The 13518-nt window shown below is 68.9% G+C and carries 22 protein-coding genes and 31 tRNA genes; 42 read left to right on the top strand and 11 right to left on the bottom strand.

All coding sequences use genetic code 11. From position 1 onward, the window contains the following. Positions 1–92 precede the first annotated feature (92 nt). From O7597_RS14865 to O7597_RS14820, 10 genes are all read right to left on the bottom strand, one after another. On the bottom strand, positions 93–374 hold the full coding sequence (locus O7597_RS14865) for a hypothetical protein (protein WP_281582985.1): 282 nt from the start codon (positions 372–374) through the stop codon (positions 93–95). Beyond that, a complete protein-coding gene (locus tag O7597_RS14860; RefSeq protein WP_281582984.1) occupies positions 371–592 on the bottom strand; it encodes a hypothetical protein in 222 nt (73 codons plus the stop codon). Before O7597_RS14860 ends, O7597_RS14865 begins: the two co-directional genes overlap by 4 nt. Continuing rightward, the gene (locus O7597_RS14855; RefSeq protein WP_281582983.1) at positions 589–741 is read right to left on the bottom strand and encodes a hypothetical protein; all 153 of its coding nucleotides are present in this window, start codon (positions 739–741) and stop codon (positions 589–591) included. Before O7597_RS14855 ends, O7597_RS14860 begins: the two co-directional genes overlap by 4 nt. Beyond that, on the bottom strand, positions 738–977 hold the full coding sequence (locus O7597_RS14850; protein WP_281582982.1) for a hypothetical protein: 240 nt from the start codon (positions 975–977) through the stop codon (positions 738–740). Before O7597_RS14850 ends, O7597_RS14855 begins: the two co-directional genes overlap by 4 nt. 110 nt (positions 978–1087) lie before the next feature. Further along, on the bottom strand, positions 1088–1222 hold the full coding sequence (locus tag O7597_RS14845) for a hypothetical protein (protein ID WP_281582981.1): 135 nt from the start codon (positions 1220–1222) through the stop codon (positions 1088–1090). A gap of 145 nt (positions 1223–1367) precedes the next feature. Further along, positions 1368–1568, bottom strand: a complete 201-nt coding sequence (locus O7597_RS14840; RefSeq protein WP_281582980.1) for a hypothetical protein — start codon at positions 1566–1568, stop codon at positions 1368–1370. 86 nt (positions 1569–1654) lie between these two features. Beyond that, the gene (locus tag O7597_RS14835) at positions 1655–2095 is read right to left on the bottom strand and encodes a DUF3307 domain-containing protein (RefSeq protein WP_281582979.1); all 441 of its coding nucleotides are present in this window, start codon (positions 2093–2095) and stop codon (positions 1655–1657) included. A gap of 226 nt (positions 2096–2321) precedes the next feature. Then, a complete protein-coding gene (locus O7597_RS14830; protein ID WP_281582978.1) occupies positions 2322–2828 on the bottom strand; it encodes a hypothetical protein in 507 nt (168 codons plus the stop codon). Next, positions 2825–3025 (bottom strand): hypothetical protein, encoded by a 201-nt coding sequence (locus tag O7597_RS14825; protein ID WP_281582977.1) that lies wholly within the window; start codon positions 3023–3025, stop codon positions 2825–2827. The genes O7597_RS14830 and O7597_RS14825 overlap by 4 nt, the downstream gene beginning before the upstream one ends. A gap of 100 nt (positions 3026–3125) precedes the next feature. After that, complete coding sequence (locus O7597_RS14820) at positions 3126–3548, bottom strand: hypothetical protein (protein ID WP_281582976.1); 423 nt, start codon at positions 3546–3548, stop codon at positions 3126–3128. Positions 3549–3707: 159 nt separating this feature from the next. Between O7597_RS14820 and O7597_RS14815 the strand changes: the two genes are divergently transcribed. From O7597_RS14815 to O7597_RS14635, 37 genes are all read left to right on the top strand, one after another. Next, positions 3708–3956: a hypothetical protein gene (locus O7597_RS14815; RefSeq protein ID WP_281582975.1), complete on the top strand. Its 249-nt coding sequence runs from the start codon at positions 3708–3710 to the stop codon at positions 3954–3956. 188 nt (positions 3957–4144) lie between these two features. Continuing rightward, the gene (locus O7597_RS14810) at positions 4145–5020 is read left to right on the top strand and encodes a hypothetical protein (protein WP_281582974.1); all 876 of its coding nucleotides are present in this window, start codon (positions 4145–4147) and stop codon (positions 5018–5020) included. Continuing rightward, a complete protein-coding gene (locus tag O7597_RS14805) occupies positions 5017–5223 on the top strand; it encodes a hypothetical protein (protein ID WP_281582973.1) in 207 nt (68 codons plus the stop codon). Before O7597_RS14810 ends, O7597_RS14805 begins: the two co-directional genes overlap by 4 nt. After that, positions 5220–5633 carry a hypothetical protein gene (locus tag O7597_RS14800; protein WP_281582972.1) on the top strand — a complete coding sequence of 138 codons (414 nt, stop codon included), beginning with the start codon at positions 5220–5222 and terminating at the stop codon, positions 5631–5633. Before O7597_RS14805 ends, O7597_RS14800 begins: the two co-directional genes overlap by 4 nt. Next, the gene (locus tag O7597_RS14795; RefSeq protein ID WP_281582971.1) at positions 5630–5896 is read left to right on the top strand and encodes a hypothetical protein; all 267 of its coding nucleotides are present in this window, start codon (positions 5630–5632) and stop codon (positions 5894–5896) included. The genes O7597_RS14800 and O7597_RS14795 overlap by 4 nt, the downstream gene beginning before the upstream one ends. Further along, positions 5889–6293, top strand: coding sequence for a hypothetical protein (locus O7597_RS14790; protein ID WP_281582970.1), 405 nt, complete (start codon positions 5889–5891; stop codon positions 6291–6293). The genes O7597_RS14795 and O7597_RS14790 overlap by 8 nt, the downstream gene beginning before the upstream one ends. Continuing rightward, positions 6290–6790 carry a hypothetical protein gene (locus tag O7597_RS14785; protein WP_281582969.1) on the top strand — a complete coding sequence of 167 codons (501 nt, stop codon included), beginning with the start codon at positions 6290–6292 and terminating at the stop codon, positions 6788–6790. Before O7597_RS14790 ends, O7597_RS14785 begins: the two co-directional genes overlap by 4 nt. Then, entirely contained in the window at positions 6787–7275 is a 489-nt protein-coding gene (locus tag O7597_RS14780; protein WP_281582968.1) for an SAV_6107 family HEPN domain-containing protein, read from the top strand. Before O7597_RS14785 ends, O7597_RS14780 begins: the two co-directional genes overlap by 4 nt. Then, positions 7272–7526: a hypothetical protein gene (locus tag O7597_RS14775; RefSeq protein WP_281582967.1), complete on the top strand. Its 255-nt coding sequence runs from the start codon at positions 7272–7274 to the stop codon at positions 7524–7526. Before O7597_RS14780 ends, O7597_RS14775 begins: the two co-directional genes overlap by 4 nt. Before the next feature lie 642 nt (positions 7527–8168). Then, positions 8169–8241 (top strand) — tRNA-Trp (locus tag O7597_RS14770). A gap of 242 nt (positions 8242–8483) precedes the next feature. Then, a tRNA-Ala gene (locus O7597_RS14765) sits at positions 8484–8557 on the top strand. A 363-nt stretch (positions 8558–8920) separates the two neighbouring features. After that, positions 8921–8993 (top strand) — tRNA-Phe (locus O7597_RS14760). A gap of 55 nt (positions 8994–9048) precedes the next feature. After that, positions 9049–9123 (top strand) — tRNA-Glu (locus O7597_RS14755). 56 nt (positions 9124–9179) lie between these two features. Beyond that, positions 9180–9254: transfer RNA gene (locus O7597_RS14750), tRNA-Gly, on the top strand. A 6-nt stretch (positions 9255–9260) separates the two neighbouring features. Then, positions 9261–9336: transfer RNA gene (locus O7597_RS14745), tRNA-Gln, on the top strand. A 1-nt stretch (position 9337) separates the two neighbouring features. Then, positions 9338–9412: transfer RNA gene (locus O7597_RS14740), tRNA-Leu, on the top strand. Positions 9413–9530: 118 nt separating this feature from the next. Then, a tRNA-Thr gene (locus O7597_RS14735) sits at positions 9531–9609 on the top strand. Positions 9610–9735: 126 nt separating this feature from the next. Continuing rightward, on the top strand, positions 9736–10335 hold the full coding sequence (locus O7597_RS14730) for a group I intron-associated PD-(D/E)XK endonuclease (protein WP_281582966.1): 600 nt from the start codon (positions 9736–9738) through the stop codon (positions 10333–10335). 8 nt (positions 10336–10343) lie between these two features. Further along, positions 10344–10414 (top strand) — tRNA-Gly (locus O7597_RS14725). Positions 10415–10508: 94 nt separating this feature from the next. After that, positions 10509–10952: an HNH endonuclease gene (locus tag O7597_RS14720; protein WP_281582965.1), complete on the top strand. Its 444-nt coding sequence runs from the start codon at positions 10509–10511 to the stop codon at positions 10950–10952. 38 nt (positions 10953–10990) lie between these two features. Beyond that, a tRNA-Gln gene (locus O7597_RS14715) sits at positions 10991–11064 on the top strand. A 6-nt stretch (positions 11065–11070) separates the two neighbouring features. Further along, positions 11071–11146, top strand: a tRNA-Leu gene (locus O7597_RS14710). Position 11147: 1 nt separating this feature from the next. Beyond that, positions 11148–11220: transfer RNA gene (locus tag O7597_RS14705), tRNA-Thr, on the top strand. Between the two features lie 4 nt (positions 11221–11224). Next, positions 11225–11300 (top strand) — tRNA-Thr (locus tag O7597_RS14700). Between the two features lie 4 nt (positions 11301–11304). Continuing rightward, a tRNA-Met gene (locus O7597_RS14695) sits at positions 11305–11378 on the top strand. 11 nt (positions 11379–11389) lie between these two features. Then, a tRNA-Leu gene (locus O7597_RS14690) sits at positions 11390–11472 on the top strand. A gap of 78 nt (positions 11473–11550) precedes the next feature. Further along, positions 11551–11625: transfer RNA gene (locus tag O7597_RS14685), tRNA-Asp, on the top strand. A 5-nt stretch (positions 11626–11630) separates the two neighbouring features. After that, positions 11631–11717 (top strand) — tRNA-Ser (locus tag O7597_RS14680). Position 11718: 1 nt separating this feature from the next. After that, positions 11719–11792, top strand: a tRNA-Ile gene (locus tag O7597_RS14675). A gap of 13 nt (positions 11793–11805) precedes the next feature. Further along, positions 11806–11877, top strand: a tRNA-Arg gene (locus O7597_RS14670). Between the two features lie 5 nt (positions 11878–11882). Beyond that, a tRNA-Pro gene (locus O7597_RS14665) sits at positions 11883–11959 on the top strand. Between the two features lies 1 nt (position 11960). After that, a tRNA-Pro gene (locus O7597_RS14660) sits at positions 11961–12034 on the top strand. A gap of 5 nt (positions 12035–12039) precedes the next feature. Then, a tRNA-OTHER gene (locus tag O7597_RS14655) sits at positions 12040–12126 on the top strand. A gap of 77 nt (positions 12127–12203) precedes the next feature. Further along, a tRNA-Arg gene (locus O7597_RS14650) sits at positions 12204–12278 on the top strand. Position 12279: 1 nt separating this feature from the next. Next, a tRNA-Arg gene (locus O7597_RS14645) sits at positions 12280–12355 on the top strand. Positions 12356–12358: 3 nt separating this feature from the next. Next, positions 12359–12432 (top strand) — tRNA-Lys (locus O7597_RS14640). Between the two features lie 2 nt (positions 12433–12434). Continuing rightward, positions 12435–12514, top strand: a tRNA-Met gene (locus tag O7597_RS14635). On the opposite strand, the gene O7597_RS14630 is transcribed toward O7597_RS14635, so the two are convergent. Further along, positions 12493–12972 (bottom strand): endonuclease domain-containing protein, encoded by a 480-nt coding sequence (locus tag O7597_RS14630; protein ID WP_281582964.1) that lies wholly within the window; start codon positions 12970–12972, stop codon positions 12493–12495. The two genes, O7597_RS14635 and O7597_RS14630, sit on opposite strands and share 22 nt — an antisense overlap. A 67-nt stretch (positions 12973–13039) precedes the next feature. On the opposite strand from O7597_RS14630, the gene O7597_RS14625 reads away from it, so the two are divergent. The 5 genes from O7597_RS14625 to O7597_RS14605 all read left to right on the top strand — a co-directional run bounded on the left by O7597_RS14625 (position 13040) and on the right by O7597_RS14605 (position 13442). Continuing rightward, positions 13040–13114 (top strand) — tRNA-Val (locus O7597_RS14625). A 5-nt stretch (positions 13115–13119) separates the two neighbouring features. Then, positions 13120–13195 (top strand) — tRNA-Glu (locus O7597_RS14620). 5 nt (positions 13196–13200) lie between these two features. Then, positions 13201–13290, top strand: a tRNA-Asn gene (locus O7597_RS14615). 1 nt (position 13291) lies between these two features. Further along, positions 13292–13364: transfer RNA gene (locus O7597_RS14610), tRNA-Val, on the top strand. Between the two features lie 2 nt (positions 13365–13366). Then, positions 13367–13442, top strand: a tRNA-His gene (locus tag O7597_RS14605). Positions 13443–13518 lie beyond the last annotated feature (76 nt).

The raw sequence follows: 13518 nt of genomic DNA, 5'->3' as shown, positions 1-13518 counted from the left end.
CTGAACCCCTCAGGCTTGATTGCTGTTTCTACTATCAATCTAGCCTGTCAGGGCGAGTGTGTCCATGACTTCGGCAAACCCACCCGAACGTGTCACCCGGCCCGCCGCAGCTCCGACCACGGCACCACCCGCTCCGCCCCACCCCGGGCAACCACCACCCCGGCATTCGACAACCCGACCGGCCGCCACCCCTCCCCGGCCACCTCAACCAGCGGCGGATCACCCGCCGCCAACCCGGCCACGATCGCGTCAACCACCGCCGCATCCCCGACCGTCACCGACGCCACCACCCGATCCACCACCGCCGCGTCGAGGCCGTCGAGGGCGGCGACCAGGCGGCCGATCACCTCCTGGTCGCCGCCCGGATCGGTCACGGCTGCGCCCGGCGCCGCAACGCCATCAGCGACCGCGTGTAGGCGAATGCGCCGATCAGCGCGACCGGCAACGCCACCGGCACATCCCAGGTGCCGACGTGGGCGTCCCACGACACGATCCCGCCGGTGCCGAGGTGTACGAGGATCGCCAGGATCGCGGCGGCGAGCGTGAGCGCGGACACGCCGATGGCCAGCCGCAGCAGCAGCCGGGCGATCACTTCCGGTCCGCCTTCGTGTCGGTCTGCGTCCGGCCGTGCCGGGTTGTCCACTGCCGAGACTTCGTGTCGTAGCTGGCCTGCTTTCCCGAGCCGCCGACGCCCATGGTGCCGAACACCGTTGCGGCCGTGCTGTTGTCGGCGGTACTCACCGGCCACCACCACCTGTGTGCCGGCCGGTGAGGTGACCCGCCGTCGCCGACGTGGCCCCGGACACGACGAGCACGATGATGGCGGGCCAGATCACGGCCTCCCACCCGGCTCCCGGGCAGACGCGATCGGCGACCAGGGCGACCGCCAGCACAGCGAGCGCGGCAACGGCGGTGAGGCCGGCGACCGCGGCGACCAGTTCGGCTCGGCGACGCCGGCCGCGAGTATGTTGGGCCACGGCGGGCCCTCCTTTCGGATGGTTCGTCCACCCCGTGCGGGGTGGCCCTGTGGATGGGGCAGGGCGGGGGCGGCCGGGCTTTCTCAGGGCATGGGCCGCCCCCGCGCGCATCAGGTGTTCCGTCCGGCCTGACGGGCGTTCTCGGCGGCGGCCTTGGTCGCCTTGCTGGGCGACAGGTCGCCGTACGACTTGCTCTCCAACCGGGGGTCGGTCGTGTGGCCCGACTTCGATTCCGACTTCGCCATGGCGGGTGGTCCTTCCTGTGGATGGGTTCCGGTCCGGGGTGTGCGGCTGGGCTTCTCAGGGCGTGCGCCGCACCACCCGTGGTCTGCGTTGACCCCGCCGGGCCGGGAAAGCTGGGTCCGGCCCGACAGGCTCACGGCGCAGACGTCAGAACTCGTTGCCGGGCATGTCCTGCACGTTGAGCACGATCACGACGTCATGACCGGTGGACGCGGCGATCTCCGCACCCGCGCGGCCCGGGTCGTTCAGCGGATGGAACTCGAAGTCCCGGACGGTGTTGCCGAAGCCGACACGGGTACCGCCCGGCTCTGCTCGCTCGTACTGGTAGGCGACGAAGAAGGTCCGCATGGTTCCTCCGGTGGGTTGGTGGTTGGCCTGGATCGACCCCGCCGGGCTCGGACGTGGTGGCCGAGCCCGACAGGCTCACCCGCAGGTCAGCTACCGATGACCAGGGCGGCGACGTACAGCCAGCCGATGTGCCACGACTGGTCGAGCGCGTACGCGCCCGTACCGAGTGACGGGTTGTCGTCCCGGCCGGGCCGGGGTGCGCCGAGCCGGTAGAAACGGCCCGATCCGAGCCGGTCAGCGATCCACCGCAGTGGGGTACGCCGATCGGCGATGTAGTGCGTGACCGCGCTGACGGCGAGACCGGCGGCCAACTGACCCGGGTTCGGCCACCACCCGGCGGCCAGGTGCAGGGCGACCAAGGCGACCGCCTGCGTGGCCGTGTACGTGGCGACGTGGGCGGCGCAAGCGATACGGCCCGGCCAACCCGGCAGACCCTTGCGGTCGGCCTGGTGCTGTGACTGGACCCAGTGGTCGCCGACCATGTGACCGACGTACAGGGCCGCGAACACGGCGGCGATGACGCTCATCGGCTGCCTCGCAGTGCCCGCCTGACGGCCCGCACGTCGCGGCCGGTGGCGTTGAGCTGGCGGGCGATCTTCGGTAGCAACACGCCAGTCCCGGCCCCGGTCAGCCCTTCATGTAGCAGCACCGTGACCCGCAGCGACTCCTGGTCGTCGGTGAGTGCACCGATCGGGTCTCCGGTGCACCGGCACCACAGCCGCGTAAGCCGGCGGCCGGCACCACGCAGGCGCTTCACTGGCCGACGCCGATCTGCGCGGCGAGGATCGCCGTAGCGGCTCCGGCGGCGAACATCAGCAGCCCACCGCCCACGATCGACACCACGCGCCGCCAGGCGGGCCGCTGCGACTTGGCCAGTGATGCCTGCCCGGCGGCGAACCCCTCCCGGTACTTGGCGGCGTAGACGGTTTGCCGGGTCAACGCCCGCTCGACCATGGCGCGCAGCATCGCGTCTTCACCGGCGCGGGTCAGCCGTAGCCGGGACTGCTCCCCGTCGCCGACCTTCGCGGCCAAGCCGGCTTCCTGGACGGTGCGGGCCAGGTGGTCGACGGGGATCACCCAGCTACCGCCCTTGTGGGCGACCCGGCCGGCGTCGATCGCGTCGAGCAGCGAGGTGACGTCGGGACGCAGGCCGACACCGGGGGCGACCCGCCTCGGGGTCTTGCCGCTGCCGGTGACTCCGTTGACGACCTTCGCGGCGTCTCCGTCGAGGTGCGCGACGGCGCGGGTGTCGGCGGTCACCGGACCCACACCCCCTGGATCAGCGAGTCGGCGATGGCGGCCCGCTCGCTGGTGTGCCGCGACGGGCGGCGCAGCTTCCGGCGGCGGATCTTCTCGTTGCCGTCGGCGTCGGTGATGACCTCGCGGATCGGGGGCCGGCTGGTGCGGGCGGCGGTACGGGCGACCCGGCGGGCGGTGTGCTGAACGGACGCGGACATGACGGTCTCCTCCTGAGACGTGGACGTGCGGGTTGGGTTGGGTGCCGGCGTGTGCCGGCGGAAGGTGCTGGATTGGGCAAGGTGAGGCCGGGCGGCCCGGTCAGAACACCGGGCCGTGGATCGAATCGGCGAGGCGGTTCAGGTCGGCGTAGCCGTCGGATAGGTCCGAGGTGAACGCCAGCCGCTCAACGCGGTCGAGCATCCGGTCCAGTTCGGCGACTCGGGCGTCCATGCCGTCCCGGCCGTCGATGCGGCCACGAATGGCGACGAGGCGGCGGCGCACCAGTTCGGCGATGTCCTCGATGGGCATTCCGGCCAGGGCGGCGTCGCGGATGTCGCGGTAGACGTCGCTCGCGTCGAGGCGGTTGTCGAACCGCAGCCCGGACAGGGCGTCGATGCGCTCGGGGCCCTGGTGGACGTTGATGGCGCAGCCGCCGTCCACGGTGAGGTTGGCGATGAGGTGCAGCGCGCCGTACTTCTTGGCGCGGGACTCGCCGGGCTGGGTGAGCTTGGTGCTGGTCATGTCGGGGGCCTCTCCCGATCGGGCTCCGGGTGGTGTTGGTAGCACCGCCCGGAGGCTTGGTCGCTGTAGCTACTATCAAACTAGACCACGCGGACCCGCAGGTCAACCGGATTGCCCAACGTGTTGGGAAATTTGTTGGTGGTGTGGCATGATCGGGCCATGACCAACCACGAGCAACGACTACGCGAGAGGGGTGAGGCGTATCAGCGAGCCCGCGAAGAGGCCGACAGGATCATCGCCGGCCCCCGAGACGAACTGGTCGCGGCAGCCCGAGAGGCATACGCCGACGGCGTCAAGAAGGCATCCATCCACAGGTGGATGGGCCACGTCTGGTCTGACACCTGGATCGACAAGATCCTGAAAGGCGTGCAGCGGAAGCAAAGCGCCACGGAGCCGACCGACAGCTGAAACAGGCGCGGTCCGGGCGGTGCTACCAACACCGTGCTCCCGGACCGACTAACCCAGAAAGCAGGCCCTGGGCTGTGCAAGAACGTACCACCACGCCGCACCCTGACGGGAGTACGCCGCCCGACGACGAGCCGCGCCCCGAGTGGGTCAGTCAGCGCGCCGTCGCCTGGGTCATCCACGATGCCCCGGTGCCAGCCGATCTCGCCTGGACGCTCACCGTGATCGCCAGCCGATGCGACCAGCACGGCAGAGGCTCACGGCAGACCACGAAGACGATCGCGGCGAAGACCGGCAAGTCGGTCAAGCAGACGCAGCGAGAGATCGTGCGGCTGCGCGAGCTGGGGCTGATTGTGCCCGGAGACGATTCGTTGGTAGCGCACCTCCCGGCTGGGCAGCGTCCGGCAGTGTATGACGTGCCGTTGCACCTCAAGGGGCCAAAGCCGCAGAAGGAATCCCGGAACAAGAGCGGGCGACGCAAGCCGGACGACGAGCCGGACACACCCCCCATGGAAGGGGCCCCTCCCTTGCAAGGGGACTCCCCCCATGGAAGGGATGCCGACACCCCCCTTGCAAGGGGTACCGACACCCCCCTTGCAAGGGGGACAGAAGAATCCTTTGAAGAACCCGTTGAACAACCCTCTCTCTCCGCGCGTGAGTCGCTGCCCGGTTCGCTCGCCGACGACGATCGAGAGAGAGGCGGTGAGGATTTTTCCAACCGACCCGACGACCAGCGGCACCGGTGGGCCATCGAGGCAGGATGCCCCGGACACCTCGCCGCAGCCGTCGTTGACGAACTCGAACGCTGGCACGAGGTCGAACGCTTCGGCTGGTGGAAGCGGGTCCACGGTCGGGGCGACCTACCCCGCCTCGTCCGCGAGTCCCTCGACCGCCTGGCCGGCGTAGACCGGCCAGCCGCCCGCACTAGCCGGCACCAGCCGTACACCAACAACATCAGCGACGACGACTATCGGAAGTACGCCGAACGTGGCCGCCAACCCGACCTGGACACACCCGACCTGGACACCATCTGGTTCGGGCCGACAACCCTTGGAGCCCTGAATTGACCATCACGGACACCGCCCACCTCACCGACGACATCACCGCACTCACCGACGCCGAGGGCGGCACCTGGACCCGCCAGCCCGGCGCCGATGTGTGGCGGCACCGCGATGTGGAGGTGATCGGCCCGGTCACGTCGGCGGAGCTGGTCGACATGTTCCGCCCGCTGACCCCCGTTGACCTGACCACGAACCGGAGGAGCCGATGACGATCACATGGGTCACAGTGCTGCTGCTCGTCCTTGGCGTCGCCGCACCGCTCGGCTGGCACCTCATGCGCCGCTCCGGCAGTGAGCCGCAGCCGTCCAGCAGCGAGGTCGCGGCGGCCGAACGTCGCTGGCGTGCCCTCAACGCCGCCGCCCGTGCCGCCGGTTGCCGCTGCGGCCAGCCCGCGACGGAGGTCCGCTACGACACCCGCAACGTGGGGTCGGTGCCCGTCGAGACGTGGACGTGCACTGAACATGTGGGTGCGGAGATGTGGGTCGGCAGCCAGCCGTTCTGGGGCCATGACCGTCCGCTGCCGGGGGTCACCCCTGCGGCGACCAGCACCCGGAACGCTGACGGGGTGACACAACGCTGGTTCTACCCAGTGAAGCCGTCGGAAGCAGGCCGGCGGTGACCGCTACGGACGACATGTGGGCCGCTGCCCGCCAGCTCGGCGAGGCCATCGCCGCGCAACGCGCCGCCGACCGGCAGGCGAAGAAGGATGCCCGTAACGCCCGACGGCGGTCGCGCTACCGGGCCAACCCGCCCAGCCGGGGCCCGAAGGCATCTGCGGTGATCGTGGACGACGAGCCGGAGTTGGAGCCCGGATGCCGCTGCGCCGTGGTGGCGTCGCCGCCCTGCCCGTGGTGCGAGGGCGGCGGTGGGGACGATGAGTGACGTGACCCTCACCGAGGACGAGATTCGCCGCGACGAGCGCCGGAAGACCGCCGAGGCAATCGCACGCGCGATCGAGGTAGCCCAGGGCATCCGCTGCCCGGAGTGTGGCGGGAAGTCGGCGTCGACTCGATCCGACGGCCGGCAGGATCAACGCCGCTGCGGCGGCAACCACACCTGGTGGAGTTCGTCCCGGGTCGTTCACCCGGCCGAGATCGCCCGCCAGCACGGCAACCTGTGCTGCGACCTGCACAACGCCAACTGTGAGCCGCCCGCCGACCTGTGCTGCCGTGGCTGCACGGAGGCCGCCCACCCGGAGCACCCGCGCGGCGTGCCGTGCGTGCTCACCGTGGCCGTACCACGCGGCTACCCGACACCGACACCCAGGAGGAACCCATGACCGACCCGACCAACACGCCCGCTCACCTGGTCAAGACGACAACCGGCCGGGGCTTTGCCCACCTCCCGCCGATCCCGTCCGAGTACGGCGGACACGTCACCGTGTCCGAGTCGTCCGCCGCCGACGGCCCGCACGTCTGGCTGCGGGCAACCTGCCCGGTCGACCTCAACAACCCGCACGGCGACGCCAAGGAAACCGCGATGCACCTCACCGCCGACAACGCGGTGCGGGTCGCCGAGCAGCTACAGCAGACCGTCCGCGACCACTACCAGGGGTGGGGATACGACGGCGACTACCTCGGCGTCAACGAGCCGATGCGCCGTGCGCTGGAACTGATCGGCACGGAATGCGAGATGTTCGCTAGCGGATTGTGCGTGGACGAGCCCAACCGGACGCCCGACGCGCAGCACGCCGCCGACCGGTGGTGCCACGGATGCATCGCCCGGACCGCGCTCGCCGGTGGCGAACTGCCCGCGACGGGGGGTGCGCCGGAATGAGCGCCGACCTGCCCACCGTGCCGGCGCATCTGCTGCCGCACCGCACTCCCGCCAAGCTCCTCGCCGCCGCCCGCCAGCAGCTCTCCGAGGCCGCCGAGACGCGCCCGCCTGGTCTGCGGTACGCCGCCGCGCACCTCGCCGCCCTGCGTGCCGCCGCCGCGGTGTTGGCAGCCGCCGCCTCCCGGCCCGCCGTGACGAACAGGCAGGAACGGCACCGGGTGCCCGGCGTGTGGGTGCAGCTCGCCCAGGTCGCGCCGGAGCTGGACGGGTGGGCGGCCCACTTCGCCGGCACGTCCAGCCGGCGGGCGGCCTGCGAGGCGGGTATCCCCCGGGTCGTGTCCGGCCAGGACGCGGACGACATGCTGCGGGCGGCCGGGGAGTTCGTTGACCTGGTCGACCGGGAGTTGGGCGGGCTGTACGTCGTGCCGTGGGTCAAGCCGGTCCCCGACCACGCACCCGGCCACGGAAAGGCGGCCAAGCGGTGACCACCACAACCGACCTGGAACTGCTGCCCGCGTGCGGCAGGCACGGCACGATGGCGTTGCGTCCGCTTGACCGGCAGACACCGGAGCAGCGGTGGTGTGGTGTCTGGTACGACTGCACCGACCCGTGGTGCCGTACGGCGACGCTGTTGCCGTCGCCGGAGTTGCGGCGGCAGCTCGCCGAGCAGGCCGAGGCGGCAGCCGCCCGAGAGGGGGCGATCCGGATAGACATGTCACGTTCCGTGACCACATAATGGGCTCATGGTCATCACGACGGCCACCGATACCCGCCCGCGTCGAACGTCGGCGGGCCGGCAGTGCCGCACCTGCGGGGCCCGCGTGAGCAGCCACGCCCGCCGCCCGTGCCCGCTGCACCAGGCGTTCGGTAGTCGGGGGACGTGCCCGGGGAGTGGGCAGCCGACCGTCCCGGCCGGGCGCGTGTCCGTCGGCTAGGTCACGAGGTCGCCGCTTGTGTCCGTTTCGTCCTGGACATCCTCGCCGCCGGTGCCTTACCGTGGTCGGAGCGGCACCCTCCGGAGCCGCCCGGCGCGGTAAATCCGTTGCCGGGTTCGATCTCCGGGGCCTACCGTCACCAGCAACCGATCTACTGAGGGAGAACGCCGGTCATGATGCGCCACGCGACGCCAGAACCGCAGCAGCGGCTTTCGCTGCGCGGTGAGTGGCGTGTGGCCATCACCGGGTGCTCCGCCGACAACTTCAAGCCTGGTAGGTGGCGCGGCTAGCCGCAGCATCAAGCGCGACAGCCGCCCACCCGCAAGGGACCGGGCGGCTTTTTCGTAGGTAGCGAGTTAGGAAAGTCGCTGGACAGGCTAGACCCGACACGGTAGCTTGATAGCAGGAACGACGAGCAAGGCAGCGAGGCAAGTCAACTACATAGGGGTGTGGCGCAACTGGTAGCGCACCGGCCTCCAAATCCGGTGGTTGCAGGTTCAAGTCCTGTCACCCCTGCTCCAACACCCCGGCCTCCCGGGCCGGATTGGTGATGATCGTTGAGAACTCCACAGCGGATGGCATACAGACACCCGGCCGGACCACGGACCGGGTGTACGCGGGGCCGGATACACCGTTAGTCGGAACGCCTCCCCCACCCGGGGGAGACGGATACACCGGACAGGAACGGCCCCGCGCATATCGATCCCCCGGCCGGCGGCCAGCAACGCCGACCGCCGGCCGGGGAACGTCGACAACACGGGCTCATGGCGCAGTTGGTAGCGCGTCGCTCTGGCAGGGCGAAGGCCCCCGGTTCGAAACCCGGGTGAGTCCACAGAAGGGTGCCGCGTTCCCCAGGCGGGGGACGTCGAGGGGCCTGGCGGACCAGGACGGTGGCCCCGTCCCCGCCATTGGTCGAACCGGGCCAGGTCGCCGGCTAGCCACCGGTCCTGGTTGGGCGCTCAAAACGTTGAGGTGTGCCGCGAATACGTCAGGCTGACCACCTGGCGGGCGGCTGGTCACCGCCCCGCGAGTGCGGGCAAGCGGCACACCTTGCTTTGTCGGCGCGGACGTACGGCCGCGCAAGTCGTCAGGCTGCGACCCCGTTTGACTCGGGGACCGGGTACGCGGAGCGGGGTGGCCACCCTGCCCGTGGAGGGTTCGACTCCCGGCGGACGCCCGCAGCGTGGCGCACCTTGCCCACCAAGCTCTGACGGCGGAGCACCCGAGTGAAGTCCGGGAGGCGCGGGGTTCGAGTCCCTGGGTGGGCACGTTGGCAGGGGGAACCTCCCGGGCGAGGTAACCCGGCCCCCTGCCGGCTCCAACCGGCCGTTGGAGCTGTCCGGAAAGCTCGTCACGCTCTCAACGTGAAGATCACGGGTTCAAATCCCGTACGGCCGACGCAACACAAGGGGAAGACACGCCCGGTTCCGTGGCGGGAGTAACGGAACACCTATGCGGTACTAGCTCATCTGGCAGAGCGGCAGCCTTCCAAGCTGCTGGGCGGGGTTCAAGTCCCCGGTACCGCTCCACTTCGTTCCGGGTTGCTCTGCTGGCTGGGCACCTCGACTTTGGATCGAGGCGACGCAGGTTCGATTCCTGCACCCGGAGCCATGCCCTGCTACCCCAACTGGCACGAGGGCGTCGGCTCAAACCCGGCGTGATGGCGGTTCGAATCCGTCGCAGGGCACGCACCACACGCCTCGCTTTGACCACGGGAACCGTGCGGCCGGCAACCCCGGCACCAGCGGGACCAAATCACCCTCGGGGTGAGAGGCACGTTCCCGCCCAGTGGGAGAGGCACCCATGCCGTCGTAGCTCAGCCTGGCTAGAGCGCCGACCTGGTACGTCGGAGGTTCGCCGGTTCGAATCCGGCCGTCGGCTCCATGCGGTTGTAGCGCAGTTGGTAGCGCGCCACCTTGCCTGGTGCGCCGACGACCGCGAGTTCAATACTCGCGCGGTGCCGGCATTTCAACCGGCCTCCTATCTACGGCATAAGTGTAGGATTCCGGTATGCCGAACCCGCGTAGGTACACCGATGACCAACTCCGTGAAGCCGTTCGCACAGCGACTTGCTGGGCGGACGTGATGGAGGGGGTTGGGAAGCGCCGGACGGCTAACCAGGCGCCGGTTCGGGCGGTGGTTGCCCGACTCGGCCTTGATGTTTCGCACTTCGGGTACGCGCGAAGCAACGTCCCTGTCCAGGCCCGGTCGCTGCCCTTCTCTCAGGCGGTAGACCGCTGCGGTCGGTCCGGCCTTAGCGTGGCGGCCACCTGGTTCCTTGACCGCGGCTATAACGTCTCCATTCCAGTCGAGCCGGCGCCGTATGACCTCGTCTGCGAATCCGACGACGGCCTGAAGAAGGTGCAGATCAAGACGACCCGGAAGGTTTCCGGTGGGGGCCGCTACGTTGTTCAGCTGACGCGGACGATCTACAACCCGGCGGCCATGCCCAACTCCGCTGGTAAGTACCGGCAAGCGAGGTACGAGCCGGGAACGGTGGACCTGTTCTTCATCATCGCCGGCCCGAACACCTACCTCATCCCGTACGACGCGGTGGCCACGTCGACGACCCTAAACCTGGACGACAAGTACGGGGCCTTCGTCGTCTAGCCATCCTCGCGGCTGTAGCACAACGGCAGTGCGGCTGCTTGCCATGCAGCAGACCGGGGTTCGACTCCCCGTAGCCGCTCTCGTTGACAGATCACCTGTCAATCTCGCAACGACCGTTGGAAGTGCACCCCGCACCTCCAACACCACGCCCGGTCGAGTTGGAAGGAGGGGCCGTGGACGCAGTGCTCGTCATCAACGCCGACCTCGGCCCCTTGCACCGGGTCACGGTCGCCCACGCGATCCGGATGCTGTGCCGCCGGGTCGCCGAGATCCACGAAGCCGAACCGGACCGGCACCTCGGCGTCTTCCCGATGCCGAAGGTCGTCCGCCTGGTCCGGTACGTGGTCACCCGGTGGCGGTACACCCAGGGGCCCGCCTGGTCCAAGTCGGGTGTGCTGGCCCGGGACGGCCGGCGTTGCGGCTACTGCTCCGGTCCGGCCGCCACCGTCGACCACATCCTGCCCCGCTCCCGGGGCGGTAAGAACACCTGGCGGAACACCGTCAGCGCGTGCGCGCCCTGCAACCAGGCGAAGGGCGACCGGACCCCGGCCGAGGCCGGCATGGTGCTTCGCACCCGGCCGATCGTGCCGGCGTGGGGGTCGCTGGCGCAGCGCTGACACCGGCCGGCAGACCCGCCGCGGTCTGCCGGCCCCGATGGGAGCTGGTGCAATCTGGCAGCACATCCGGTTCTGACCCGGAAGGTTGGAGGTTCGAGTCCTCCGCTCCCAGCTCGATGCCCTCGTAGCCCAGAGGTAGAGGCGACGGTCTGAGGGGCCGTATAGGGCAGGTTCGAATCCTGTCGAGGGCACCAAGCCGGCGTAGCTCAGTTGGCAGAGCGCGCGCCTTGTAAGCGCGAGCGGGCCGGTTCGATCCCGGCCGCCGGCTTCACGCCAGCGAAGCTCACTAGGCCGAGCGCCGGTTTCGTAATCCGGAGGTAGCGGGTTCAACTCCCGTCGCTGGCTCCAACTCGCCGACGTAGCTCAGGTGGTCAGAGCGCTCCGCTCATAACGGAGAGGCCCGGGGTTCGACGCCCCGCGTCGGCACGCATCATCACGCGCTCGTGGTGGAACTTGGTAGACACGCCGGTCTCAGGAACCGGTGCCGAAAGGCGTGGGAGTTCGACTCTCCCCGAGCGCACTCACGGGTCGGGCACAGGTGTGCAGCGAAGCCTTGCAAGCCTCGCCTGCGGGGTTCGATACCCCGTCGATCCACCAAGCCCTGTCGGTCCAGTCAGGAGTGGACGCCGGATTGTCAATCCGGAGATCGCCGGTTCGAGTCCGGTACGGGGCGCGCATGGAGAGGTGGCCGAGTTGGTAAGGCAGCGGGTTGCTAACCCGTAACGGGTCACGCCGTCAGGGGTTCGAGTCCCTTCCTCTCCGCCAGGTCGTCGTAGCTCAGTCGGTTGGAGCGCGGAGCTGATAACTCCGAGGGCGGAGGTTCGATCCCTCCCGACGGCACGCAGCAAGTCTTGCCCCCGTAGCTCAGTGGATAGAGCAGCGGTCTACGGAACCGCGTGCGCTGGTTCGATTCCAGTCGGGGGCTCTCATCGGGACGTGGCGCAGCTTGGTAGCGCTCGCGGCTGGGGGCCGCGCGGTCGTCGGTTCGAATCCGGCCGTCCCGACCAACGGGTAGTGGCGCAGCTTGGAAGCGCGCTTCGTTCGGGGCGAAGAGGCCGCAGGTTCGAATCCTGTCTACCCGACTCGTGGAGGGTTCCGGCCCGTGGGGGCCAGCCGGTCTTGAAAACCGGAGGCAGGTGCAAGCCTGGGCGTTCGACTCGTCAACCTTCCGCCACGCCCCCGTAGCTCAGAGGCAGAGCAGCTAGCTCTTAACTAGCGGGTCGGGATGTCGGAATTCCCCGGGGGAACTCTGCGGTACGTGCGCTGGATGCGCTTCGTGGCCTTCTAAGCCGCGTGTGCCAGGTTCGATTCCTGGGTGCCGCACCAAGCCCCGGTAGCTCAGTGGAGAGAGCGCCCGCCTCCTAAGCGGTCGGCCGCTGGTTCGAGTCCAGTCCGGGGCACCACATGGGCCGCTAGCTCAATGGCGTAGAGCTGCCGACTTTTAATCGGTAGGTTCGGGGTTCGAGTCCCCGGCGGCCCACTAGCGGAGTAGAGGAGTTCGGTCGTCCTCGCCGGCCTCATAAGCCGGAAACCGCGTGGTTCAAATCCCGCCTCCGCTACCAACCTCTGGTAGTTGCCACCCCGGCACTCGCTCACGCACGTAGGCGGCAGCACGTTCGATGACCTCGGAGTCGTCACGAAGAAGTCCGATCGCCCGGTTACAGTCGTGGCAGAGCAGGCCACGTACAAACTTGGTCCCCTTGATGTGGTCGGTGCAAATTTGCTTAAATGGTCTCTGGCAGATGGCACATGCATCGCCCTGCGCCATGAGATGCGCCTCGAAGTCTTCATCGTTCAGCCCGTAGCGACGCTTCCGCCAGCCAACCCGCTGGGAGTACCGACGAACAGCCTCGCGACGCAGTTGGGCCGCCCGCTCCGGGTTCTGATTTTGCCAAGATCGGTAATACTTGGCAGCGCAAGCTTTGCATTTGTGCCTCCGGCCTGTCGGCCGGCTCCGATCCTTCATGAACATGTCGAGCGGTTTGACTTCGCCGCATGTCCGACAGGTGTCAGTCTCCATATACATCATCATAATCTGGGCTCATAACCCAGAGGTTCCCGGGTTCGAATCCCGGTCCCGCTCCCAAGTCCCGGTAGCTCAGTTCGGCGAGAGCACCACCCCGACATGGTGGGGGCCGGTGGTTCGAATCCACCTCGGGGCACGCATGGAGCCGTAGACGAATCGGATAAAGTCGCCGGGTTTTCACCCCGGACATGTGCGGGTTCGAGTCCCGTCGGCTCTACTCATTCCGACGTAAACCGTAATTGGTATCGGGGCGGACTGTTAATCCGTTCAGGTGGAAGCCTGGTGCTGGTTCGAGTCCAGCCGTCGGAGCCAAGCCCGTGTAGCTCAGTGGAACGAGCGTCCCGTTCACACCGGGAAGGCCCCTGGTTCGAGTCCAGGTGCGGGCACGGTGGCAGAGGCCCAGAGGTCGGGCGCCGGATTGTGGCTCCGGAGGTCGGTGGGTTCGATTCCCCCCTGCTACCCCAAGCGCGTCGTGGGCGGCGGCACGCCCCCTCGGCTGTAAACCGAGCGCCTTCGGGCAGACCTGGGTCGGCACCAGGG

This window comes from Verrucosispora sp. WMMC514 (assembly GCF_027497295.1).
Taxonomy (GTDB): domain Bacteria; phylum Actinomycetota; class Actinomycetes; order Mycobacteriales; family Micromonosporaceae; genus Micromonospora; species Micromonospora palythoicola.
Note: the sequence above shows the minus strand (reverse complement) of the source record. Positions and strands in the feature narration are given on the sequence as shown.

Coding starts and splice junctions, on each gene's coding strand:
- O7597_RS14845 (WP_281582981.1), bottom strand. CDS start 1,222: ATGGCGAAGTCGGAATCGAAGTCGGGCCACACGACCGACCCCCGGTTG.
- O7597_RS14840 (WP_281582980.1), bottom strand. CDS start 1,568: ATGCGGACCTTCTTCGTCGCCTACCAGTACGAGCGAGCAGAGCCGGGC.
- O7597_RS14835 (WP_281582979.1), bottom strand. CDS start 2,095: ATGAGCGTCATCGCCGCCGTGTTCGCGGCCCTGTACGTCGGTCACATG.
- O7597_RS14825 (WP_281582977.1), bottom strand. CDS start 3,025: ATGTCCGCGTCCGTTCAGCACACCGCCCGCCGGGTCGCCCGTACCGCC.
- O7597_RS14820 (WP_281582976.1), bottom strand. CDS start 3,548: ATGACCAGCACCAAGCTCACCCAGCCCGGCGAGTCCCGCGCCAAGAAG.
- O7597_RS14815 (WP_281582975.1), top strand. CDS start 3,708: ATGACCAACCACGAGCAACGACTACGCGAGAGGGGTGAGGCGTATCAG.
- O7597_RS14800 (WP_281582972.1), top strand. CDS start 5,220: ATGACGATCACATGGGTCACAGTGCTGCTGCTCGTCCTTGGCGTCGCC.
- O7597_RS14790 (WP_281582970.1), top strand. CDS start 5,889: ATGAGTGACGTGACCCTCACCGAGGACGAGATTCGCCGCGACGAGCGC.
- O7597_RS14785 (WP_281582969.1), top strand. CDS start 6,290: ATGACCGACCCGACCAACACGCCCGCTCACCTGGTCAAGACGACAACC.
- O7597_RS14780 (WP_281582968.1), top strand. CDS start 6,787: ATGAGCGCCGACCTGCCCACCGTGCCGGCGCATCTGCTGCCGCACCGC.
- O7597_RS14730 (WP_281582966.1), top strand. CDS start 9,736: ATGCCGAACCCGCGTAGGTACACCGATGACCAACTCCGTGAAGCCGTT.
- O7597_RS14630 (WP_281582964.1), bottom strand. CDS start 12,972: ATGGAGACTGACACCTGTCGGACATGCGGCGAAGTCAAACCGCTCGAC.